General features: G+C 64.4%; 23 protein-coding genes. 11 read left to right on the top strand and 12 right to left on the bottom strand.

Annotation, left to right across the window (positions count from 1 at the left end; genetic code table 11):
• Positions 1-28: 28 nt before the first annotated feature.
• On the top strand, positions 29-670 hold the full coding sequence (locus tag O3297_RS17460) for a hypothetical protein (protein ID WP_305049297.1): 642 nt from the start codon (positions 29-31) through the stop codon (positions 668-670).
• Here the strand turns inward: O3297_RS17460 and O3297_RS17455 are convergent.
• Entirely contained in the window at positions 663-2,126 is a 1,464-nt protein-coding gene (locus O3297_RS17455; protein ID WP_305049296.1) for a deoxyribodipyrimidine photo-lyase, read from the bottom strand. The two genes, O3297_RS17460 and O3297_RS17455, sit on opposite strands and share 8 nt — an antisense overlap.
• A gap of 442 nt (positions 2,127-2,568) precedes the next feature.
• Here O3297_RS17455 and O3297_RS17450 point away from each other — a divergent pair, with 442 nt between their 5' ends.
• From O3297_RS17450 to O3297_RS17425, 6 genes are all read left to right on the top strand, one after another.
• A complete protein-coding gene (locus O3297_RS17450) occupies positions 2,569-3,171 on the top strand; it encodes a YqgE/AlgH family protein (protein WP_034746689.1) in 603 nt (200 codons plus the stop codon).
• Positions 3,172-3,336: 165 nt separating this feature from the next.
• Positions 3,337-3,720 (top strand): Holliday junction resolvase RuvX, encoded by a 384-nt coding sequence (gene ruvX / locus O3297_RS17445; protein WP_070256114.1) that lies wholly within the window; start codon positions 3,337-3,339, stop codon positions 3,718-3,720.
• A gap of 39 nt (positions 3,721-3,759) precedes the next feature.
• On the top strand, positions 3,760-4,284 hold the full coding sequence (gene pyrR / locus O3297_RS17440; RefSeq protein WP_034780225.1) for a bifunctional pyr operon transcriptional regulator/uracil phosphoribosyltransferase PyrR: 525 nt from the start codon (positions 3,760-3,762) through the stop codon (positions 4,282-4,284).
• Positions 4,277-5,242 (top strand): aspartate carbamoyltransferase catalytic subunit, encoded by a 966-nt coding sequence (locus O3297_RS17435; protein ID WP_034746695.1) that lies wholly within the window; start codon positions 4,277-4,279, stop codon positions 5,240-5,242. The genes pyrR and O3297_RS17435 overlap by 8 nt, the downstream gene beginning before the upstream one ends.
• Before the next feature lie 24 nt (positions 5,243-5,266).
• Positions 5,267-6,568 carry a dihydroorotase gene (locus O3297_RS17430; protein ID WP_034780221.1) on the top strand — a complete coding sequence of 434 codons (1,302 nt, stop codon included), beginning with the start codon at positions 5,267-5,269 and terminating at the stop codon, positions 6,566-6,568.
• An 87-nt stretch (positions 6,569-6,655) separates the two neighbouring features.
• Positions 6,656-7,402, top strand: coding sequence for a 1-acyl-sn-glycerol-3-phosphate acyltransferase (locus tag O3297_RS17425; RefSeq protein ID WP_034780218.1), 747 nt, complete (start codon positions 6,656-6,658; stop codon positions 7,400-7,402).
• Here the strand turns inward: O3297_RS17425 and O3297_RS17420 are convergent.
• The 7 genes from O3297_RS17420 to O3297_RS17390 form a co-directional block, all read right to left on the bottom strand.
• The gene (locus O3297_RS17420) at positions 7,399-8,163 is read right to left on the bottom strand and encodes an ABC transporter permease (protein ID WP_034780216.1); all 765 of its coding nucleotides are present in this window, start codon (positions 8,161-8,163) and stop codon (positions 7,399-7,401) included. The two genes, O3297_RS17425 and O3297_RS17420, sit on opposite strands and share 4 nt — an antisense overlap.
• 2 nt (positions 8,164-8,165) lie before the next feature.
• Positions 8,166-9,410 (bottom strand): ABC transporter substrate-binding protein, encoded by a 1,245-nt coding sequence (locus O3297_RS17415; protein WP_305049295.1) that lies wholly within the window; start codon positions 9,408-9,410, stop codon positions 8,166-8,168.
• 17 nt (positions 9,411-9,427) lie between these two features.
• On the bottom strand, positions 9,428-10,231 hold the full coding sequence (locus O3297_RS17410) for an ABC transporter ATP-binding protein (protein WP_176376483.1): 804 nt from the start codon (positions 10,229-10,231) through the stop codon (positions 9,428-9,430).
• Positions 10,228-11,313, bottom strand: coding sequence for an acyl-CoA dehydrogenase family protein (locus O3297_RS17405; RefSeq protein WP_305049294.1), 1,086 nt, complete (start codon positions 11,311-11,313; stop codon positions 10,228-10,230). Before O3297_RS17405 ends, O3297_RS17410 begins: the two co-directional genes overlap by 4 nt.
• Position 11,314: 1 nt before the next feature.
• Complete coding sequence (locus O3297_RS17400; RefSeq protein WP_305049293.1) at positions 11,315-11,869, bottom strand: carboxymuconolactone decarboxylase family protein; 555 nt, start codon at positions 11,867-11,869, stop codon at positions 11,315-11,317.
• Between the two features lie 118 nt (positions 11,870-11,987).
• Positions 11,988-12,908 (bottom strand): AraC family transcriptional regulator, encoded by a 921-nt coding sequence (locus tag O3297_RS17395; protein WP_034780206.1) that lies wholly within the window; start codon positions 12,906-12,908, stop codon positions 11,988-11,990.
• A gap of 93 nt (positions 12,909-13,001) precedes the next feature.
• Positions 13,002-13,841, bottom strand: coding sequence for a symmetrical bis(5'-nucleosyl)-tetraphosphatase (locus O3297_RS17390; protein ID WP_092607863.1), 840 nt, complete (start codon positions 13,839-13,841; stop codon positions 13,002-13,004).
• A 455-nt stretch (positions 13,842-14,296) separates the two neighbouring features.
• On the opposite strand from O3297_RS17390, the gene O3297_RS17385 reads away from it, so the two are divergent.
• From O3297_RS17385 to waaA, 4 genes are all read left to right on the top strand, one after another.
• Complete coding sequence (locus tag O3297_RS17385) at positions 14,297-14,605, top strand: H-NS family nucleoid-associated regulatory protein (RefSeq protein ID WP_034780203.1); 309 nt, start codon at positions 14,297-14,299, stop codon at positions 14,603-14,605.
• Positions 14,606-14,697: 92 nt separating this feature from the next.
• Entirely contained in the window at positions 14,698-16,080 is a 1,383-nt protein-coding gene (locus O3297_RS17380; RefSeq protein ID WP_034780201.1) for a phosphomannomutase/phosphoglucomutase, read from the top strand.
• A 4-nt stretch (positions 16,081-16,084) separates the two neighbouring features.
• Complete coding sequence (gene waaC, locus O3297_RS17375) at positions 16,085-17,107, top strand: lipopolysaccharide heptosyltransferase I (RefSeq protein WP_305049292.1); 1,023 nt, start codon at positions 16,085-16,087, stop codon at positions 17,105-17,107.
• An 18-nt stretch (positions 17,108-17,125) separates the two neighbouring features.
• Positions 17,126-18,400: a lipid IV(A) 3-deoxy-D-manno-octulosonic acid transferase gene (gene waaA, locus O3297_RS17370; RefSeq protein WP_305049291.1), complete on the top strand. Its 1,275-nt coding sequence runs from the start codon at positions 17,126-17,128 to the stop codon at positions 18,398-18,400.
• A 123-nt stretch (positions 18,401-18,523) separates the two neighbouring features.
• On the opposite strand, the gene O3297_RS17365 is transcribed toward waaA, so the two are convergent.
• From O3297_RS17365 to glyS, 4 genes are read right to left on the bottom strand one after another with little or no spacing between them, the layout of a single operon-like run.
• Complete coding sequence (locus tag O3297_RS17365; RefSeq protein ID WP_305049696.1) at positions 18,524-19,447, bottom strand: M48 family metallopeptidase; 924 nt, start codon at positions 19,445-19,447, stop codon at positions 18,524-18,526.
• A gap of 44 nt (positions 19,448-19,491) precedes the next feature.
• A complete protein-coding gene (locus O3297_RS17360; RefSeq protein WP_034780186.1) occupies positions 19,492-20,232 on the bottom strand; it encodes a 1-acyl-sn-glycerol-3-phosphate acyltransferase in 741 nt (246 codons plus the stop codon).
• A 16-nt stretch (positions 20,233-20,248) separates the two neighbouring features.
• Positions 20,249-20,836 (bottom strand): D-glycero-beta-D-manno-heptose 1,7-bisphosphate 7-phosphatase, encoded by a 588-nt coding sequence (gene gmhB, locus O3297_RS17355; RefSeq protein WP_052139990.1) that lies wholly within the window; start codon positions 20,834-20,836, stop codon positions 20,249-20,251.
• Positions 20,836-22,938 carry a glycine--tRNA ligase subunit beta gene (gene glyS / locus O3297_RS17350; RefSeq protein ID WP_305049290.1) on the bottom strand — a complete coding sequence of 701 codons (2,103 nt, stop codon included), beginning with the start codon at positions 22,936-22,938 and terminating at the stop codon, positions 20,836-20,838. Before glyS ends, gmhB begins: the two co-directional genes overlap by 1 nt.
• Positions 22,939-22,950 lie beyond the last annotated feature (12 nt).

Raw genomic sequence — 22,950 nt, 5'->3', positions numbered from 1 at the left:
AGGCGTGCATCGCCAAATCAGGAAAACAATGAGCCTTCATGCCAAACTGAAAAAACTCGAAGACAAAGCCATGGCCAAAGGTGAGCATGCGGTCGCCGCGGCCGCCGCCCATCTGTTGCAGGATATCGACTCCATCGACAGGCAAATCAACCTCGTCGGGGCGTTGCATGAAGTGGGCTACCTGCAGAACTCGCTGAAGCCCTACTGGAATGCGTTCAGGGCTGATGAGCCGGCATGGATAGAACGCTGCCTGGCAAGGCTGGTCATTGCCGATCATGACTATTGGGCACTCGCCGCGCTGCTGGGGTGCGATGGTCCGGCCACCATCGGCATCGCCATGGGCAAGGGGTTCAAATCCGCCGCGACGAGGCAGTACGAACGTTTTGACAAACCCGCTGTCCATGTCGATACCTTGTATTTGTCAGGCATGGGCAAGGTGCTGCACCCCATACTGGAAATCGGCTATGACACGCGGGAAATGATCAATGTCGACGTGGGAAGGGCGCGGGCACTGAGCATCGACAATCAGTTGGACACTGCGCAATGGCAGCCAGGTGACCCGCTGGGGACGGGCGGACTATCCCTTTCCATGCAGGCGAAACTTCCGCACGGCGCCTGGCGGTCGGTGTGGACGCCGTTCACCGCACAGGAAGTCGGTGGTCCTACTTGACCACTTTGACCACTTCATAACGTTCCAGGGTCTCCTTGCGCGCCTCGTCGTGCTGCACCAGCGGTTCCGGATAATCGCGCCCCAGCATGATGTTTTTTTGCTCGAGCAGCATGCGCGGCACCAGCCAGGGGGCATGGATTTCCTTGTCGCCCAGCGCCTTCAGCTGTGGCAGGTAGCGGCGGATGAAGCGCCCGCTGGCATCGAATTTTTCCGACTGCGTGACGGGGTTGAAGATGCGGAAGTAGGGCTGCGCATCGCAGCCGGACGACGAGGCCCATTGCCAGCCGCCGTTGTTCGAGGCCAGGTCGAAGTCATTCAGGTGCAGCGCGAAATACGCTTCGCCGCGGCGCCAGTCGATGCCCAGATCCTTGATCAGAAAGCAGGCCGTGACCATGCGCAGGCGGTTGTGCATGTAGCCCGTCTGGTTCAGCTGCGCCATCGCCGCGTCCACCAGCGGATAGCCGGTGCGCCCCTCGCACCAGGCGGCAAACAAGGCATCGGCCTCGGGCCCCGTTTCCCAGGCGATGGCGTCGTAGGCGGGTTTGAAGGCGCCGCCTTCCACATGCGGGTTCTGGTACAAAATCATGGCATAGAAATCGCGCCAGATCAGTTCCGCCAGCCACACGGGCGCGCCATCGCCGCCACCGCCACGGTCCATCAGGTCGACCACGGTGCGCACCAGATAGCGCAGCGACACGGTGCCGAAGCGCAGATGCATGGACAGGTAGGATGGCCCCTTCAGGGCGGGAAAATCGCGCGCCACGTCATAGCGGGCCACGCGCGGCAGGAAATCCTCGAACAGTTGACTGGCGCCCGCCATGCCGGTGGGGATGGCCAGTTCGGCCAGGTTGCTGGCCTCGAAACCCAGTTCGCCCAGGGTGGGCAGCGGCGCCGGCGTGCCGGCGCGCGGCGGCGCCAGGCTGGCCGCATGCGGCTCGATATCGAACGGCGCCAGGCAGGCGGGTTCGGCGCGCATTTTCTTCAGCCACGCATTCTTGTACGGCGTGTAGACGGTATACGGCTTGGCCGAGAGCGTCAGCACCTCGTCCTTTTCAAAGATGACCTGGTCCTTGAAACTGAACCACAGGCGCGCGTCGCGCGTGAGCGCGGCGGCCACGCCGGCATCGCGCGCGATCGCTTGCGGCTCGTAGTCGTGGTTGGCAAAAACGGCGTCGGCGTTCAACTCGGCGGCCAGGCGCGGGATGGTCTCGGCCGCGTCCGCGTGCAGCACGATCAGGTCGCCGCCCAGCTGGCGCAGCTCGCTGGCGAGCTCGGCCACGCTGGCATGGATGAAGTCGACCCGCCGGTCGCGGCGCGGCAGCGCTGCCAGGATGGCGGTGTCGTACACGAAGACGCAATGCACGGCCTGGCTCTGGCGCAGGGCGTGATGCAGTGCAGCATGGTCAAACGCGCGCAGATCGCGCCGGAACCACACCAGGGAAGTCTTGATTGTCATTATTTTGCGTGTTCAGGGTCAAAGATAGGCGATTTTTTGCCGCCAACAGGGCTTTATGGCCGCTCGCGTCGTGCCTTTGGCGTCGCTGCGGCGGCAATTCAGTGTAAACTACCGGGTATGTTCATGGTGCTTTATGTGCGACAGCGATTTTGCAATCAATTTTACAATTGGCATTGAAATGCGCTTGCAGGGAAAGCGACGTTTCCTATCAAGCAAGTCACTCAGCGTGCAGGATGTCGCCGCATGGCACAGCAAATTGACAACTAATTTATAACATAACAAGAATAGCGCCTGGCAATACGGTTCTCGCCGCCCAGCATTCGCGGCAGGATGTGCCAGGCGTACGATAGCGGGGTAAGCGAGACTTGCCAGCAAGCCCACAGAGAGAGCATCGCGTATGAAAAAGAGTAAAATCGACCAGACTCTACCAGGACATCGTCTGATGCAGGGTGTGGGAGAACCGGCCGCGACCGGTTCCTCCACCCTGAATCTGGCCAACCATTTCCTGATTGCGATGCCGGCCATGCAAGATCCGATCTTCGGCGGCACGGTCGTGTACGTGTGTGAACATAATGAAAACGGCGTGCTGGGCGTCGTCATCAACAAGCCCACCGACATGACCATGGAAGTGCTGTTCGACCGCATCGACCTGAAACTGGCGGCCGGCAGCGACACGCCCATCATCAACGAACCGATCATGTTCGGCGGCCCCGTGCAGGATGACCGCGGCTTCGTGCTGCACACGCCGGGCGCGCGCTATTCCTCGTCGCTGACGGTGACCGATGAAGTGGCGTTTACCACGTCGATCGACGTGCTCGAAGCCGTCGCCAAGGGCGATGGCCCCGAGCGCATGCTGGTCTCGATCGGCTATTCGGGCTGGAGCCCGGGCCAGCTGGAAGACGAGATCGGCCGCAACGGCTGGCTGACGGTGGGCGCCTCGGCCGACATTCTGTTCGACTTCCCCATCGAGCAGCGCTACGTGGCGGCCATCAAGTTGCTGGGCATCGACCCCCTCATGCTGGCGAGCGAGGCCGGACACGCATGAGGTGGATGCCATAAACCTACTGCGCAGCCCACTTTCGGGCATCCGTTGCTCGCTGTACCTTCGTACAGCTCCGCTACTCAACCCGACATTGAGCTTGCTCGCTACGGTTTCTGGCACCACCTATGTTGATCTTTATTATGGAAAAATGCTGTGACGAGTGACGCCATCGACACCATCCTCGCCTTCGATTTCGGCTTGAAACGCATCGGCGTGGCCATCGGCAATACCATGATTTGCCAGGCCAAGCCGCTCAGCGTGATCACGGCCACGGCGAACGAGCCGAAGTTTGCCGCCATCGATAGCCTGATCAGGGAGTGGGGCGCCAGCCGCATCGTGGTGGGCTTGCCCAGCCATCCCGATGGCACGGAACACGAGATGAGCGCGCGCTGCCGCCGTTTCGCCAACCAGGTGCATGGCCGCTTCAACCTGCCGGTGGAACTGGTCGATGAGCGTTACTCCTCGGCCGTCATCGCCGCCAAGCGCGGTGAAGTGATCGACGACCGCGCCGCCGCCATCATCCTGCAACAGTATTTCGACGCGAATTATTAATCTGACCCTAGACTTCCTCCCTGAATGATCAAGAACTCTATGCCGCATCCTACGAATCCTTCCCAACTCGACGCCGAGGCCCTGTACGCGGTCTTGCTGCAGCAAGTGCAGAGCGGCCTGGCGGGCATCCCCAACGTGGCCATCGTCGGCATCCATTCGGGCGGTGCCTGGCTGGCCGAACGCCTGGCGCGCGACCTGAACCTGCTCGACCGCCTGGGTGTGCTCGATGTCTCGTTCTACCGCGACGACTTTGCGCAGAAGGGCCTGCATGCGGACGTCAAGCCGACGCAGATCAGTTTTGACGTGGCCGGCGCCACCATCCTGCTGGTCGACGACGTGCTGTACACGGGCCGCACCACGCGCGCGGCCATCAACGAATTGTTCGACTACGGCCGCCCGGCGAAGATCATGCTGGCCGCCCTGGTCGACCGCGGCGAGCGCCAGTTGCCGGTGGCCGCCGATTTCGTGGCCGCCTTCACAGCCGTGCCGCCGGGCCAGGCCCTGGTCCTGAAGCAAGCCGACGATGGAAAATTCACGCTCACCATAGATACCCACCATGCTTAATCCGCAACTGAATAAACACGGCGAACTGCAACATCTGCTGACGATCGAAGGCTTGCCGAAGTCTATCGTCAACCACATCCTCGATACCGCTTCCTCGTTCGTCGGCATCTCCGACCGCGATGTGAAAAAGGTGCCGCTGATGCGCGGCAAGAGCGTTTTCAATCTGTTCTTTGAAAACTCCACGCGCACCCGCACCACCTTCGAGATCGCCTCGAAGCGCCTGTCGGCCGACGTCATCAACCTGAACATCCAGGCGTCGTCGGCCAGCAAGGGCGAGTCCCTGCTCGACACGATCGACAACCTGTCGGCCATGCATGCCGACATGTTCGTCGTGCGCCATGCGCAGTCGGGCGCGCCCTACCTGATCGCCAAGCACCTGATCGACACCAAGCAGCCGCACGTCCACGTTGTCAACGCGGGCGACGGACGCCATGCGCACCCGACCCAGGGCTTGCTCGACATGTACACGATCCGCCACTACAAGAAGGATTTCACGAATCTGACGGTGGCCATCGTGGGCGACATCCTGCACAGCCGCGTGGCCCGTTCCGACATCCACGCGCTGACCACGCTGGGCGTGCCGGAAGTGCGCGCCATCGGCCCGCACACCCTGCTGCCGGGAGGCCTGGAACAGATGGGCGTGCGCACCTTCACCAACATGGATGAAGGCCTCAAGGGCGTCGACGTGATCATCATGCTGCGCCTGCAAAATGAACGCATGAGCGGCGCGCTGCTGCCATCGGCGCAGGAATACTTCAAGAGCTATGGCTTGACGCCCGAGCGCCTGGCGCTGGCGAAACCGGACGCCATCGTCATGCATCCTGGCCCGATGAACCGCGGCGTGGAAATCGATTCGGCCGTGGCCGACGGTCCGCAGGCGGTGATCCTGCCGCAGGTGACCTTCGGTATCGCCGTGCGCATGGCGGTGATGAGTATTTTGGCTGGTAATCAGGGCTGATAGCCCAAGGACGAGTAAGCGAGCATGACGACACTACATATCAAGAACGGCCACCTGATCGACCCTGCCAACGGCATCGATGGCTTGCAAGACCTGTTTATCGCCGACGGCAAGGTGCTGGCCGTGGGCAGCGCCCCGGCCGGTTTCAAGGCCGACACCACGTTTGACGCGGCCGGCCTGGTGGTTTCCCCCGGCCTGGTCGACCTGTCCGCGCGCCTGCGCGAGCCGGGCTACGAATACAAGGCGACCCTGGAATCGGAATTGCAGGCAGCTCTCCAAGGCGGCGTCACGAGCCTGGTATGCCCGCCCGACACCGACCCCGTGCTGGACGAGCCGGGCCTGGTGGAAATGCTGAAATACCGCGCCAAGACGCAGAACAAGGCCCACGTGCACCCGCTGGGCGCGCTGACCATGGGCTTGAAGGGCAAGTCGCTGACGGAAATGGCGGAACTGACGGAAGCGGGCTGCATCGGCTTCGCGCAGGCGGAAGAGCCGATCGAAGACACCACCGTGCTGCTGCGCGCGATGCAGTACGCGAACACCTTCGGCTACACCGTCTGGCTGCGTCCGCAGGACCCGCATATCGGCCGCGGCGGCATCGCCCACAGCGGCCCGCTGGCGTCGCGCCTGGGGCTGTCCGGCGTGCCCGTGATGTCCGAAACCATCGCCCTGCACACGATTTTCGAATTGATGCGCGCCAGCCGCGCGCGCGTGCACCTGTGCCGCATCTCGTCGGCGGCCGGCCTGGAACTGATCCGTGCGGCCAAGGCCGAAGGCTTGCCCGTCACCTGCGACGTGGGCGTGCACCATGTGCACCTGACGGACGCCGATATCGGCTTCTTCGACCCGAATGCGCGCGTCACGCCGCCGTTCCGCAGCCAGCGCGACCGCGATGCGATCCGCGCCGGCCTGTTTGACGGCACGGTCGACGCCATGTGCTCGGATCATACGCCTGTCGACGACGATGAAAAACTGCTGCCGTTCGGCGAAGCGTCGCCCGGCGCCACGGGGCTCGAGCTGCTGCTGTCGCTGGCCCTGAAATGGGCCGACGACTATGCGCTGGCGCAGCCACAAGCGGGCGCCCGTCCGCTGGCGCGCGCCGTGGCCAAGGTCACGGCCGACGCGGCCCGTGTCGCCGGCATCCCGGCCGGCAGCCTGGCCGTGGGCGAAGCGGCCGACATCTGCGTCTTCGATCCCGCCGCGCGCTGGACCGTGTCGTCGGCGTCGCTGGCCAGCCAGGGCAAGCACACGCCTTTCCTCGGCTATGAGCTGAACGGCATCGTCAAGGCGACCATCGTTGCCGGACAGGTGGCGTTTCAGCGTTAAAAAATCAGATCCATGGACCGGGGCATGCTGCCCCGGCATCCCTTGTCTGCTCCCGGATTTCGGTTCTGGTTTATTTGTTGGTGTGATTTGAAACTTCTGCTTACCTACCGCCTCGCGCGCATCGCCATTCACCTGGGCTGCGGCATGGCCAAGAGCGCCGTGCTCTTTCCCTGGCTGGACCTGGAGGGGCGCAACCGGCGAATCCGCCGCTGGTCGACGCAACTGCTCGATATCTGCGGCGTACATGTGGCGCAGCCGGCAGACAGCGTACCGGCACTCGACCATGCGATGGTGGTGGCGAACCACGTTTCGTGGCTCGATATCTTCGTCATCAATGCCGTCCACCCCTGCCGTTTCGTCGCCAAGGCGGAAATCCGCGCCTGGCCGATCCTGGGCTGGCTGGCGGGGCGCGCCGGCACCATTTTCATTTCGCGCGGCAGCAAGCGCGACCTGCGTTTGATTTTCCAGGGCCTGGTGGATAAATTGACGGCGGGCGAGCGCATTGCGTTCTTCCCCGAAGGCACGACCGCCGCGCAAGGACAGATCCTGCCGTTTCACGCCAACCTGTTCGAGGCGGCCATCGACGCGCAAGTGCCGGTGCAGCCGTTCGCGCTCGTGTATGTGGATGACAAGGGAGCCTTGCACCACGCCGTCGACTTCATCGGCGAGATGAGTTTTGCGCAAAGCATGGTGGCGATTCTGAGCGGCCCGCCCATCACGGCACGCCTGACCTGTCTGGCGCCAGTGGCGACGCTCGACGCGCACCGCCGTGAACTGGCAGCGGCAACGCAGGCGACTATCGCCGCCACGCTGCCGCTGGACCAGGCGGCTTAGTTCTTCACGTGCAGCCAGCGCGCATGCGCGGCGCGGGCCAGGTAGTCGAGGATGAAACCGAGTATGCCGATCAGCACGATGGCGGCCATCAGCTCCGAATACGCGAGCCGGTCGCGCGTGTCGAGGATGAAGTAGCCGAGGCCCGCCGACACGCCCAGCATTTCCGCCGGTACCAGCACGATCCAGATGATGCCGATGGCCAGGCGCACGCCCGTCAGGATATCGGCCGTAATGCCCGGCAAAATTACCTTGAAGACGATCTCGCTGCGCGTGGCCGACAGGCTGCGGGCCAGCAGCAGCCAGTTCGGATCGAGCCGCGCCACGCCGGCCGCCGTATTGAGCAGGATCGGCCAGACGGCTGCAAACGCCAGCAGGAAGTATACGGGCGCGTCACCGACACCGAGCACCATCACGGCAATCGGCATCCACGATAACGGCGAAATCATGCGCAGCAGCTGGAACAGCGGCATGGCCGCGCCGGAAAAGCTCTTCGACATGGCCACCAGCACGCCCAGCGGCACGCCGATGACGATGGCCAGTCCCAGGCCCACGGCTACCCTTTGCAGGCTCAGTACCACGTGCAGCCAGATATCCGAACCGCCCACCATCTCCTGGAACGCCAGCGCCGTGGGCAAGGGGGCGAAGGCGGTGGCGATCGGCGTGGATTTCTCCAGCGCCGTCACGCCCATGGACCACAGCAGCAAGGCACAGGCCAGCCCCACCAGGGGCAGGCCGAACTTCGTGAACAACTTGCTTGCCATCGTCAGACCGCCACGGTTTCGCTGCGCAGCAGGTTGGCCGGCAAGCCGAAGGCGGCCGGGCCGCCGACTGCCGTGATGGCCTTGCGCACGAAGCGGTCATCGACCAGGTCCCGCGCGGCGAACTTCGGATCGAGGTTGGCCAGGAAGCGCGTATCGCCTTCGACCTTGGTGCGGCCGATGGCGCGCACCAGCTCTTCCGTGTACGAGGCGAACGGATATGGCTGGAAGTCGATGCGGCGCTGCTGCCAGTTCTTGTGCACGATCAGGCCCTGTTTTTCATAGCCGGCGTAATCGGTGGTGGCCAGCACCTTCGTCAGCACTTGCAGCGGATGCGGCGTGTAGCGGTGCTCGCCCACGTTCGACAGCAGCTTGGCCGTGTCGACCTGGTTCGAGCGCGTCCACAGCTGCGCCTTGACGATGGCGTTGGTGACCTTTTGCGCCCATTCGGGACGCGTGTTGATGTCGCGCTCGGACAGGAACGTGACGCAGCATGCATGGTTTTTCCACACGTCGCCCGAGAAGCGCAGGATCTTGCCGATGCCGGCGTTTTCTGCCGCCGCATTGAACGGCTCGGCCACGATGTAGCCGGCAATCGACTTGCTGGCCAGCGCGGAGACCATTTCGGCCGGCGCCAGCACGATCAGATTGACCTCATTCGATTTGATGGCTGCGTTGCGCGCGCGCGTGACCGGGGTCAAGCCATTCGAGGACAGGATTTGCTGCAACAGGATGTTGTGGATCGAGTACCAGAACGGGATGGCGACCGTGCGCCCGCCCAGGTCGGAGACCTTGTTGATCTCGTTGGCCACCGTCAGCGCGGAACCGTTGACGTGGTTCCAGGCGACGACTTTCGCGGGGAACTTGGCGCCGTAGCGCACCCACAGGGTGGCCGGCGACAGCAGGTGGATGACGTTGACCTGGCCGGCGACGAAGGCTTCGATGATCTGCGCCCAGCTGCGGAACAGGCGCGGCGTTTCCGCCTGCAAGCCCTCGGCCTCGAACAGCTTGCGGGCGTGCGCGACGAGCAGCGGGGTGGCGTCGGTAATCGGCAGGTAGCCGATCTTCACGGGCTGGTCATCGCCTTTCGGACCTTGCTGGGCCATGGCGTCGCCGGCGAACAGCAGCGGCGAGGCGACGCTGGCCGTGGCCAGGGCCGACATGCGCAGGAAGTCGCGCCGCGTCAGGCCGCAATCGCAATCGGACGAGGCGCAGATGTGCAGGGGTTTGTTTTGGTCTTCGAATGTCATGGGAATGTTCCGGTCGATTAATGGGGAGCAAAGGCGGGCGTTTGATCCTGCTTTTGCAGCGCCTGCAGGGCGTCGAGGATGTCCATCTTGAGGGCGATCACGTCGGCGCTGTGGCCGATTCTGGGCTGGGCGATGGCGACGGGCCATTCGCGCACGATGTTGCCCGGCTTGCCGCCCATGAGCAAGATGCGGTCGGCCACGAGGATCGCTTCATCGATATCGTGCGTGACGAGCAGCACGGCCGTGTGCCAGCGGTGCACCACGTCGACCAGCAGCGACTGCATCTCGGCGCGCGTGATGGCGTCGAGCGCGGAAAACGGTTCATCGGCAAACAGCAGTTCCGGTTCGCGCGCCAGCGCACGGGCCAGCGCCACGCGCTGCGCCATGCCGCCCGACAGGGCGGACGGGTACAGTTTTTCGCGGCCCTTCAAGCCGACCGCTTCGATGGCTTGCGCCACGCGCGCCTGGTGCGCCTCGCGCGTGAGCTGCGGCTGGTGCTTGAAGTCCAGGCCAAAACCGGCGTTGCCCGTGACATTCAGCCAGGGCAGGAGGCTGGCCTGCTGGAAGACGAGGGCGCTGCGCGGATCCGGTTCGCGCATGGGCGCATCGAGGAACTGGATCTCGCCCGTCGATGGCGGCTGCAAGCCGGCCAGCACGCGCAGCAGGCTCGATTTACCGCAGCCGCTGCCGCCCAGCAGGCAGACGATTTCACGCTTGCGCACACCCAGCGAGACGTGCTGGAACACAGGCGCCGTGCCGGGATAGGCGTAGCTCAGGTCCTGCGCCTGCAGCGCCCAGTCTTGCGCTTCCGCTGCCGTCATGCCGGGGCTCCCGCCGCCTTGGCAGCCTGCTGGCTGTCGAACAGCTGCAAGGCCGCCTGCAATTGCGTCAGGCTGGGAGTGACGATGGGGATGAACGACGATTCGCGCCAGCGGCGGGCAAAGCCCTGCTGCTCGGCGTTCAGGTAGGCGCGCCCGCCCATGGCTTGCAGTTCCAGCATCAGCGCCTGCTGCAGCACGTCGGCCAGTTGTATGCGCAGGCGGAACATGGCTGGCGCCTGCGTCTGGAAGCGGCCATCATGCACGCCGGCCAGTAGCGTAGGGACGGCGTTTTCCAGGGTGGCTTGCAGCGCTTCGATGCGGGGCGTGAGCTGGTTGCGCGAGCCGGCGGAAATCTGCGCCGCTTTTGCCAGGCTGGCGCGCGCCAGGCCGATCGACAGGCCGCACTGCATGCCGAGGAACGATGGGCGCACCTGCGGCAGCCAGGCTGGCGCATTGTCGCTGATGATGTCCGCGGCGGGAATGTGCACCTGCGCCAGCTTGACGGAAGCCGTATTGCTGCCGCGCAGGGCGATCAGGTCCAGGTCTTCGCTGCGCTTGACGCCTGCCGTGCCGCTGTCGAAGGCGACGATGACGGGGGGCGCGCCGTCGTTCGGCGCCACGGCGGCCGCCGCGACAAAGCCCGCCTTGCGCAAGTTCGTCACCCAGGCCAGGCCGCCGTCGACCAGCAGGCCGTCATCGTGGCGCGCGCCCGTGATCTGCAGCTGCTCGATGCCGGACAAGAATTTCATGGCGTTCGACAAACCGCTGGCGCCCGCTTGCGTGCCTGCCAGCAGGCCTGGCAAGCGGCGCTCGGCCAACGCGCGGTTCTCGCTTTGCAGCAGGAATTCGATGAAGCAGCGCTGGCCCCAGAAAACAAAAGCTGCCGTCACCGATTGCTCGGCCACTTTGGCGATGGCGTCGATGGCGTCGCGTACGTCGCCGCCCGCGCCGCCATGTGCCTGCGGCACGCCGATGGCCAGCAGCTGGTCGCCAGCGAGGGCCGGCAAAACGGTTTCAGCCAGTTCCGATGATTGGTCAAGCTGGTCGGCATGCATGTGCAGCCAGTGATTGAGGCGGCCCATGTCAGACGGCGCCAGGCAGGTAGGGTGTCAACTGCGGATTGACGGGCGTGCCGGCCAGGCTGTTGGAGAAATTGCACAGGGTGGCCAGGCTGATGCCCAGCACGACTTCCAGCGCCTGCTGTTCCTCGTAGCCGGCGGCCAGGAAGGCTTGATATTCGGCGTCGCTGACGGCGCCGCGCGTGGCGATGACGGCCGTGGCGAAGGCGGCGACGGCGTCCAGTTTGATGTCACCCGTCGGCTGGCCGTGCTGCAGGGCGCGCACCGTGTCCGGTGTCTGGCCCGCTTTTTTCAGCGAGATGGCACTATGGCCGGCGATGCAGAAATCGCAGCCATGGATGCGCGCTGCCGTGATTTGCACCACTTCGCGTTCCATCAGGCTCAGGCTGGCGCGTCCATTGATGCCGGCGACGGTCAGATAGGTTTCCAGGGCCAGCGGTGCATTGGCCAGCACGCCGATCAGGTTGGGCAGGAAGCCATTGTTGGCGATGGCCTTTTCCACGAAGGGACGGCTATCGGCCGGAGCGGTATCGAGAGTGTGCAGCGTCAGACGGGGCATGGGGTACCTTGTTAAGTTGGTAAGTCACCCGGCCATTATATCGGCCATGCCGTGCGTGCAACAGACGTCAGCGTCGCCCTTTTGTGCTCGTTCGTCTGCGATTGTGAGATCCTTGATTTCAGCTGGCCAGCTGGCGCAGGCGCTGGTCGCGCCGGTAGGCGCCCGGCTGCTCGCCCGTGACCCGCTTGAAGGCGCGCGTAAAGGCGGCGTGCGAGCGGTAGCCCACCAGTTCGGCCGCGCGTTCGACGGAGACGCCGTCGTGCAGCCGGCGCGCCGCGATCTTCATGCGCAGCAGGAGCAGGAACTGGGCCGGCGAGTGGCCGCTGGCGCTGGCGAAATGCTTGCAGAAGCTGGCGCGCGACATGCACGCTGCCTTGGCCATGTTCTCGATCGACCAGTCGGCGGCGGGGGCGTCGAGCATGCGTTCGAGCAGCGGCGAAAACGCGGGCTGGTGCAGCAGCGACAGCAGGCCGGCCGCCACCTGCTCGCCCTGCGCCACATGGCGGATCAGGTAAAAGAACAGCAGTTCGACCAGGCGCGCGATGAGCGGCGACGGTTGTTCCGGATCGCCGCCCGCTTCCGCCAGGATCAGGTCGAACAGCGCGGCGGCGGCGCTGAAGGCGGGCGCGTCGCCGCGTATCAGCAGATATGGCGGGAAGGAGTCGACGATCAGCGCTGAGAGGGCACCGCGAAATTGAAAGAAGCCGCAGGCCAGCGCCGTCGCCGGCAGTTTCGTGGGCGCCTGCAGCGGCAGCATGGCTTGCGCGCTGACCGCCTGCAGCGGGTCGCTGTGGGGACTCAGAAAGTGCGGCAAGTCGCGCAGCAGGAAGACGCCGTCGCGCGGGCCGAGCGCGATTGGCGCCGCGCCATCGAGGTGCAGATAGCAGTGGCCATCGAGCACCAGGTGAAAGCTGCCCAGTTCCCGGCCTGCCGTGGAGGCGCGCCAGCGGCCGCAGTACTGGCCCACATGCAGGACGGCGGTGTCGAGTTCCAGGCTGCCGAGCAGCCAGCGCGCCAGTCTGTCGGTATCAGGGGACATGGGATAGCACAGGCAAAAGTTGCATCATAAGGGCCACGCGCGGCAAGGCCAACGACCGATTTCGACTAAGCATATGCGCGCCATGCTTGTCACTTACCGCTTGCCACTGTGTTGCTGGAAGGCAGGGCAGTCGACTTGCAGCAGCGAGCGGTCTTCCAGGCACACGGCCGACAGTTTTCCGCCCCACACGCAGCCGCTATCGAGGCCAATCAGGTGCGGCCGCAACTGCAGTCCCAGCGCCGACCAGTGGCCGAAGACGATGGTGTCGCCAGCGCTGCGCCGTCCCGGCACGTCGAACCAGGGCAGCAGGCCGGAGCCGGGCGGCGGGCTGCCGCTTTCCTTCATCTTGAAGTCCATCACGCCGTCCGGCGTGCAAAAGCGCAGCCGCGTCATGGCGTTGATGATGCAGCGCAGCCGGTCGGCGCCCTGCAGGTCGTCGCGCCAGGCGGCCGGCTCGTTGCCGTACATGGTGCGCAGGAACGCCACCCAGCCGTCGCTGCGCAGCATGGCGGACACTTCCCCGCTCAGCGACAGGGCCTGGGCAGCGCTCCATTGCGGCAGCAAGCCCGCATGCACGAGCACATGGCCGTCGTGTTCCAGTGCCAGTGGCCGCTGGCGCAGCCAGGCGAGCAATTCCTCGCGGTCGGGCGCATCGAGGATCTCGGCCAGCGTATCGGACGCATGCTCGGGGCGGATGCCGTTGGCCACGGCCAGCAGGTGCAAGTCATGGTTGCCCAGGACGCTGTCGGCCAGGCCCTGCCGCGCCAGCGCATGCACGTGGCGCAGGGTGGCCAGCGATGCGGGGCCGCGATTGATCAGGTCGCCCGCGAACAGCAGGCGGTAGGGGCCATCCGCTGCCGCCTGGATCCGTTCGATCAGCTCGACGGTTTGTGCGTGGCAGCCTTGCAGATCGCCGATAAAGTAAGTTTTCATATGTGCCGGGGTGAAGTGAACTACGCGCCTGCATTATAAGCATGCCAGCCCTTTGGCGTTGGGTACATTGCGGGGCTGCGAGCAATTGCGCGCATGGCCGGCGGGAAGAAAAAAGCGGATGCCGATTATGCCGCATGGGGATTTAATAGGGCTGCATTTCCCGCTGCCGTACATCGATAATAATCGGCCAGCGCGTTTGTCGGCATGGATGGCTGCGCCATGCCAGCCTTGCAAGCGGCATGCGCAGCCATTCCGGAATGCCACGCATCCTTGTTTATTTATTTTTCACGCGTGCTTTCGGCATATTCTTCATTGAATCTTAATGTTGAGCAGATAAATACGCTGATGGCCGCGATTCAATAGTTGATGGATTATTCAACGGTGCGCAGCTGTTTATACAATGTAGTATATTTCCCGTGATTTTATTATTTAAATTAATGTAAAGGATGTACCGGATGGATCTGTCAACGATGACGATGCTGGAATTGCGCAAGCTGGAAGATAATGTGAAGCAGGAATTGAACGGCCGCGAGCGCGAAGACTTGAACAAGGCGCGCGAACAGATCATGGCTATCGCGCAGCAGGCGGGCATTCCGCTGAAGCAGCTGATACTCGATGGTTTGCACCCGCGCACGGGCAAGGTCGCGGTGCGTTACCGCCACCCTGACAATGCGACCGAGCAATGGACAGGCCGTGGCCGCCAGCCGCTGTGGGTCAAGCAGTGGGTGGAATCGGGCAAGTCGATCGATCTGCTGCGCGTATAATTCGGTATACTCTTGGCGCAGTAGCAAGCTGTCAGCCGCGCGCTGCACCTTGCCAGGCACCCTACTATTCCCTTACTTATACCGCCCACACCATGCTTCCATTGTCCAGAACGATCTTCAAGGCCTACGATATCCGCGGCATCATCGCTAAAACCCTCGATGCCAGCGTGGCGCACAAGATCGGTCAGGCATTTGGCCAGGCAGCCCTGGCCAAGGGCGAGCAGCGGGTCGTGATCGGCCGCGATGGCCGCCTGTCGGGACCGGAATTGACGGCAGCGCTGGCGCAGGGCTTGCAAGCGGCAGGCATCGATGTGATCGACCTGGGCGTGGTGGCTACGCCGATGGTTTATTTCGGCACGAATGTGCTCGACACGCGCTCCGGCATCATGGTCACGGGCAGCCACAATCCGCCTGACTACAATGGATTCAAGATGGTGCTGGCCGGTGAAGCCATTCACGGCGAAGCGATCCAGGCCCTGTACCACAGCATCGTCGCGCACGACGGCAGCGCCAGCAGCACACCGGGCAGCTATGCCACGCACGATATCCGCGCCGCTTACCTGGAGCGCATCCTGGGCGACGTCAAGCTGGCGCGTCCGATCAAGATCGCCGTCGACTGCGGCAATGGCGTGGCCGGCGCATTCGCGGGCGACCTGTTCCGCGGCATGGGCTGCGAAGTCATCGAACTGTTCTGCGAAGTCGATGGCAATTTCCCGAACCACCACCCGGACCCGGCGCATCCGGAAAACCTGCAAGACCTGATCCGCTGCCTGGCCGAGACGGATGCCGAAATCGGCATCGCCTTCGACGGCGACGGCGACCGCCTGGGCGTGGTCACCAAGGATGGCCAGATCATCTACCCTGACCGCCAGATGATGCTGTTTGCCGCCGACGTGCTGACCCGCCACCCAGGCGCGCAGATTTTGTATGACGTGAAATGCACGCGCCACCTGGCGCCGTGGATCAGCAAGCATGGCGGCGTGCCGCTGATGTACAAGACGGGCCACTCGCTGGTGAAAGCCAAGCTGCGTGAAACGGGCGCGCCGCTGGGCGGCGAAATGAGCGGCCACATCTTCTTCAAGGACCGCTGGTACGGTTTCGACGACGGCTTGTATTCGGCTGCGCGCCTGCTGGAAATCCTCACGCGCGAAGCGGATCCGTCAAGCCTGCTCAATTCCCTGCCGCAGTCCGACAGCACGCCGGAACTGCACCTGGAACTGAAGGAGGGCGAGAACGTCGCGCTGATGGACATGCTGCGCCGCGACGCCGTCTTCCCCGGCAATGAACAGATCATCACCATCGACGGCTTGCGCGTGGAGTACGCGGACGGCTTCGGCCTGGCCCGCTCGTCGAACACCACGCCGGTGATCGTCATGCGCTTCGAAGCGGAAACGCCGGAAGCCCTGGCGCGCATCCAGGGACAGTTCAAGAGCGTGATCCTGGCGGCCAAGCCAGACGCTGTCCTGCCGTTCTGACAGCATGGCCGGTCAACCTGGCGCACAGGCGCCCTTGAAAATCCTGCTGGTGCGGGTATCTTCGCTGGGCGACGTGCTGCATAACTTGCCGATGGTGGCGGACATCGCCCGCCATTTCCCGAACGCGACCATCGACTGGGTGGTCGAGGAGGGCTATACCAGCCTGGTGCGCCTGAACCCGCGCGTGGCTACCATCTTCCCGTTTGCGCTGCGGCGCTGGCGCAAGAGCCTGGGCAAGAAAGAGACGCGCGCGGAAATCGCCGCCTTCTTCCGCAGCCTGCGGCAGACGCGCTACGATTATGTGTTCGATACCCAGGGCCTGCTCAAGACGGGCATCATCATGGGCGCCGCGCGCCTGGCGCCGGGCGGACAGAAAGTCGGCTTGGCCAATGGCAGCGAAGGTTCCGGCTACGAAGGCATCTCGCGCATTTTTCATACGAAAAGCATTCCGCTCGACCCGCGTACGCATGCGGTAGCGCGCGGCCGCCTGGTGGCCGCCGCGGCACTCGGCTACACGGTCGACACGCCGGCCGATTTCGGCTTGCCGGAAGTATCAGGCAGCGAGCCGCGCCCGGACTGGATGGGCGAGGCGCCTTACTGCGTGTATTTCCACGGCACGGCGCGCGACGCCAAGAAATGGGCGCCGGAAAACTGGATCGCCCTGGGCCAGGCGCTCGCGCCCATGCCGATTCTGCTGCCCTGGGGTTCGCCCAAGGAAAAGGCGGAAGCCGAACAAGTGGCGGCCGGCCTGCCGAATGCGCGCCTGCTGCCTAAGCTGTCGATGGGCGACGCCACCTTGCTGGCGCGCCATGCGGCGCTGGTGATCGGCGTCGACACGGGCCTGACGCATATCGCCGCCGCCTTTGTGCGCCCGACGGTGGAAATCTATGCCGATTCGCCGCTGTGGAAAACGGAAGGCAACTGGTCGCCGAAAATCATCAACCTGGGCGACAAGGGCGCGCCGCCCGGCGTGCCGGAAGTGCTGGCCGCGGCGCAGCGCCTGCTGGCCGAGTATCCTCCCGCCTGACTTCAACATCAAACAATCATGCGACTTCTTTATACCCTTGCCTGGTGGCTGGCCTTGCCACTGGTGCTGGCGCGGCTGTGGCTGCGCGGACGCCAGGAACCCGGCTACCGCCGGCACTGGGGCGAGCGCCTGGGCTTTTACGGGCGCCGGCCAGCCCCTGCCATGGACACCATCTGGCTGCACGCCGTTTCCGTCGGCGAGACGCGCGCGGCCGAGCCGCTGATCGATGCGCTGCTGGCCGCATGGCCCGCTTGCCGCATCGTCCTCACGCACATGACGCCGACGGGGCGCGCCACGGGCAAGTCCCTGTTCGCCAAACACGGCACGCGTCTCGTGCAAAGCTATCTGCCGTACGACACGGGCGCCATGCCGGCCCGCTTCATCCGCCATTTCGCGCCGCGCATCTGCATCCTGATGGAGACGGAAGTGTGGCCGAATCTGATCCACCAATGCAATCGCTACAAAGTGCCCGTGGTGCTGGCCAATGCGCGATTGTCGCAGCGCTCGCTGGGCAAGGCGCAGCGCCTGGGTAAGCTCATCACCGATGCGGCGCGCGGCATCACCCTGGTGGCGGCGCAGACGCAGGACGACGCCGATCGCGTGCGCCAGCTGGGCGTGCGGGACGTGGTCGTCACGGGCAGCATCAAGTTCGACGTCGTCGTGCCCGAGGCGGCGCTGGCGACGGGGGCGGCGCTGCGCGCAGCGATCGGCGCACGTCCCGTGCTGCTGTGCGCCAGCACGCGCGAAGGGGAAGAGCCTCTGATCCTCGAAGCACTGGCGCGCGCCAGCCTGCCACCTGACGCGCTGCTGCTGGTCGTGCCGCGCCATCCGCAGCGCTTCGACGAAGTGGAAAAACTGATCGCGGCGCAGGGCCTGGCCGTGCAGCGCAGGTCCGGCCTGGCGCAGGGCGATGCCGTTGCGGCGGCCACGCAGGTGCTGCTGGGCGATTCGATGGGCGAGATGTTTGCGTACTATGCAGCCTGCGATTGCGCTTTCGTCGGCGGCAGCCTGCTGCCGCTGGGCGGACAAAACCTGATCGAGCCGGCAGCCCTGGGCAAGCCCGTGCTGATCGGTCCCCACACCTTCAACTTTGCGCTGGTGACCGAGCAGGCGATTGCCGCCGGCGGTGCCGCGCTGGTGGCGGACGCCGATGCGCTGATGGCGCAGGCGTCGGCCCTGCTGCAGGATCCCGCGCGCCTGGCGGCTATGGGAGAAAAAGCGCTGGCGTTTGCCAACCAGCACCGGGGCGCCACGCCGCGCACGATAGCGGCCATCAAGCCCCTGTTGCCGTGATGGATGCACGGCCAACAATGTTGTCGGATTACGGCCTGCGGCCTAATCCGACCTACTGCCGTGATCTAGGTAGGTCGGATTAGCGCCTGCGCGTAATCCGACAGGCGACGCCAACAATGTTGTTTACGCGAACAGGACTGGCAGCTCTTGCGAGCGCTTCCTCAGCGCCTGCTTGGCGCCATCGTAGTTCGGATAGATCGATTCCACGGTGGCCCAGAAGCGGGGGCTGTGGTTCATTTCCAGCAGGTGCGACAGTTCGTGCGCCACCACGTAGTCGATCAGCGGCAGGGCGAAGTGGATCAAACGCCAGTTCAGGCGGATCTTGCGCTCGATGGTGCAGCTGCCCCAGCGCGTGCCGGCCGACGATAGCGACAATGAGTCGTAGCGCACGCCCAGCTTGTCCGCATACAGGTCCAGCCGCGCCTCGAACAGCTGGCGCGCTTCATGCTGGAACCAGCCCTTCACTTTTTCCTTCAATTGCTGTTCGCTGCCCGTGGGCGTGACCCATACGTGCAGCTCATTCGTCTCGCGCTGGAAGCTGGCGCGGTGGCGCGGCGCCTGGTGCAGTCGCAGGGTGATGTCGCCGCCGAGGTAGGGCAGCACGGCGCCATCGACCCAGGCCACGGGCGGACGCTGCTGGCGCTGCACCTTGCGCTCGCCCCGCTCCAGCAGCTTCGAGACGATCCAGCCTTGCTTGGCGCGGATGGCGTTGTCGATTTCGGCCAGGGTGACGCGCTTGGGCGCCGTGACGCGCAAGCCGTTATCGTCGATCATGAAGCCGATGGAACGGCGCGTGGAGCGGCGCAGGGCGAATTCGACGAGGTGGCTGCCCAGCTGCAGTTGGCGCAGCGGCGGGCCATCGGCGGTGCGTGGCGGGGAAGGCAGGGGAGGCGGGGCGGGACGAATGATGGGGGGCGCGGGCGCCACTACCGGTGGCGCCACGGGCGGCGCTGGCGGTGCCGTGGGGCGCACCGCCGGGGGCGTGCTGGTCGAGACGTCATGCGCGAACAAATCCAGTTGCTGGTCGCCGACCTTGATGGTCTTCATCTGCTGGCGCAGTGTCGGCTCCTGGATGACCGCGCTGATGCCGTCTAGCCAGCGTTGTAGGCGTGAGGCGAAATGACGCGCATTTCTGATTCTATCCAATTTTCCACCTGTTGCATCATGCTGTCCGGGGTTTGCCCTTCCGGCGAAATCGGTTTGCCTATCGAGACGGTGATCAGTCCCGGGCGTTTGAGGAATGACTGCTTGGGCCAGCACTCGCCTGAGTTGTGTGCAATCGGTACCACCACGGCGCCCGTGGCGATGGCCAGACGCGTGCCGCCGCTCTTGTACTTGCCCGTCTGGCCCACGGGAATGCGCGTGCCTTCAGGGAACATGATAATCCATTGGCCATCGGCCAGACGGCGCTTGCCATGCGCGACCACGCTCTTGAACGCATGCTTGCCCTGCTTGCGGTCGATGGGGATCATGCGCAGCAGCGCCATGGCCCAGCCGAAGAACGGGATGTACAAAATCTCCTTCTTGAACACATACACGAGCGGGCGTGGCAGGCTGGGAAGTAAAAAGATGGTTTCCCATGCCGACTGGTGCTTCGACAGCACGATGGCCGGCGCGTCGGGGAAGTTCTCGGCGCCCTTGACTTCATAGCGGATGCCGCAAATGACCTTGGCACACCACAGGATAAACACGTTCCAGCGCGAGGTGACCCAATAGCGCTTGTTGTAGCTCAATGGCGCGGCAAAAAAGCACACGCAGGCCCAGACGATGGTGGCCACGATCATGATGATCATGAACAGCAGGGATCGCAGGAACAGGGAAATATTACGCAATGCGGTTCTCCGAAGATTAGATACTCAATGCCACGCTGGGCGCCGCTGCGGCGGGCGCCTTGAGCAGATGGCTGACGACGGCGGCCAGGTCGGGGAAGACCTGGGTGCCAGGCGGCAGGCCACCTGTTTCGTTGGTCTTTTCGCCCTTGCCCGTCAATACCAGGTAGGGCACGCAGCCGCTGATGAAGCCGGCCTGCAGGTCGCGCAGCGAATCGCCGACGGTGGGCACGCCTTTCAGGCTGGTGTTGTAGCGCTGTGAGATTTCATGGAACATGCCGGGCTTGGGCTTGCGGCAGTCGCAATTGTCCGCGCCCGCGTGCGGGCAAAAGAAGATGGCGTCGATATCGGCGCCTACCTGCTGCGCCAGGGTGTGCATCTTCTGGTGGATCGCGTTCAGCACCGTCATGTCGAAATATTCGCGCGCGATGCCCGACTGGTTCGAGGCGATGACGACGCGGTAGCCAGCCTGGTTCAGGCGGGCGATCGCTTCGAGCGAACCGGGGATCGGCAGCCATTCGGCCGGCGATTTGATGAAGTCCGGCGAGTCATGATTAATGACGCCGTCGCGGTCGAGAATAATCAGTTTCAGCGCCGGAGTACCCATTATGCCGCCAGCTTGGAAATGTCGGCCACGCGGTTCATCATGCCGTGCAAGGACGACAGCAAGGCCAGGCGGTTGTTGCGCAGGGCGACATCCTCGGCCATCACCATCACGTCATTGAAGAAGCCATCGACATCGTCGCGCAGCTGCGCCAGGGTTTGCAGGGTGCTGGTGAAATCGCCCTTGGCGAAGGCCGCGTCGACTTCCGGCTGCACGCGCGAAACGGCGGCGGCCAGTTTTTTCTCCGCTTCGTCCTGCAGCAGCGCCACGTTCACGCCACCGGCGGCGACCTGGCTGACGGCTTCCTCGTTCTTTTTCAGGATGTTCGTGATGCGCTTGTTGGCGGCGGCCAGCGAGGCGCTTTCCGGCAGGGCGGCAAACGCCTGCACGGCTTCCAGGCGCTGCACGATGTCGTCCAGGCGGTCCGGATTTTGCGCCACGACGGCTTCGATTTCATTCGGCGAGAAACCGCGCTCGCGCAGGATGCCGCGCAGGCGGTCCAGCATGAAGGTGGTGACATCCGCGACCGGATCCTTGAAGCCGGGCACCGTTGCGAACTGCGCGGCGGCATCGGCCAGCAAGCCCTGGATCGACAGTGGCAAGCGTTTTTCCAGCAGCATGCGCAGCACGCCCAGGGCGTGGCGGCGCAGCGCGAACGGATCCTTGTCGCCCGTCGGCGCCAGGCCGATGGCCCAGATGCCGACCAGGGTTTCGAGCTTGTCGGCCAGGGCCACGGCGGTGCCGGTGCCGGTGGTCGGCAGGCTGTCGCCGGCAAAGCGCGGCTGGTAGTGTTCGGAGGCGGCCAGCGCCACTTCTTCCGGTTCGCCGTCATGGCGCGCGTAATACGTGCCCATGATGCCTTGCAGTTCGGGGAATTCGCCCACCATGTCGGTCAGCAGATCGGCCTTGGCCAGCAGGGCGCCGCGTTCGGCCAGGGCCACGTCATATTGCAGCTTGGCGGCGATGGCGCCGGCCAGCGACTTGACGCGCTCTGTGCGGGCCGCTTGCGTGCCCAGCTTGTTGTGGTAGACAACGTTGGCCAGCAGCGGCAGACGCGCTGCCAGGGTCTTCTTCTTGTCTTGCTCGAAGAAGAACTTGGCGTCGGACAGGCGCGGGCGCACGACGCGCTCGTTGCCGCCGATGATGTGCTCTGGCGTGTCCGTCTCGATGTTCGAGACGATCAAAAAGCGCGAGCGCAGCTTGCCTTCGCTGTCCGTCAGGGCGAAGTATTTCTGGTTCGTCTGCATGGTGAGGATCAGGCATTCCTGCGGCACGGCCAGGAATTCTTCCTCGAAGTGGCATTCATACACGACCGGCCATTCGACCAGGGCGGTGACTTCATCGAGCAGCGCTTCGGGCATCAGCACCTGGTCGGCGCCGGCCTTGTCCAGCAGCTGGGCGCGGATGCGCTCCTTGCGTTCCTCGTTGCTGGCGATGACGCTGGCGTTGAGGATCAGCGAAGGCGCATAGTTTTCCGCGTGCGCGATGGTGATCGGTTCGCCGTCGGTGAGGAAGCGGTGGCCCAGGGTGGTGCGGCCGGCCGTCAAGCCCAGCAGGGTCAACGGCAGGATATTGATGCCGTGCAGGGCGATCAGGCTGTGGGCCGGGCGCACGAATTGCACGGTGGTGCCGTCCGGGCGCTGATAGCTCATCAGCTTTGGAATCGGCAGCTTGGCGCAAGATTCCGTCAATGCCGCCTGCGCGCCGGTGGCGAGCTGGCTGCCTGGCGCCGTGTAGGTGTAGAAGAAGCTTTCGGCCTTGCCGTCGACGGCGCGTTCCAGCTCGGCCACCGTCAGCTCGGGGAAGCCCAGTGCGGCCAGTTTCTTGGCCAGCGGCGGCGTGCCGTTGCCGTTCGCGTCCAGCGCCACGGAGACGGGCAGGACTTTTTCGCGGATCGATTTGTCGGGCGAGACTTCGCGCACGTTGGTGATGGAGACGGCCAGGCGGCGCGGCGAGGCGTAGCTGGTGGCGACGCTGTCGGCTTCCAGGAAGTCGCGCGCTTTCAGGCCGTTGACGATGCCGGCCGTGAAGGCGGCGTCCAGTTTGGCCAGCGCTTTCGGCGGCAGTTCTTCGGTCAGCAGTTCGATGAGCAGTGTTTGGTTCATGGTGTTCTTGTC

It is taken from the genome of Janthinobacterium sp. SUN128, assembly GCF_030587275.1.
GTDB lineage: Bacteria > Pseudomonadota > Gammaproteobacteria > Burkholderiales > Burkholderiaceae_D > Janthinobacterium > Janthinobacterium lividum.
The sequence above is the reverse complement of the archived record's forward strand: the minus strand, read 5'-3'. Positions and strand labels throughout refer to the sequence as shown.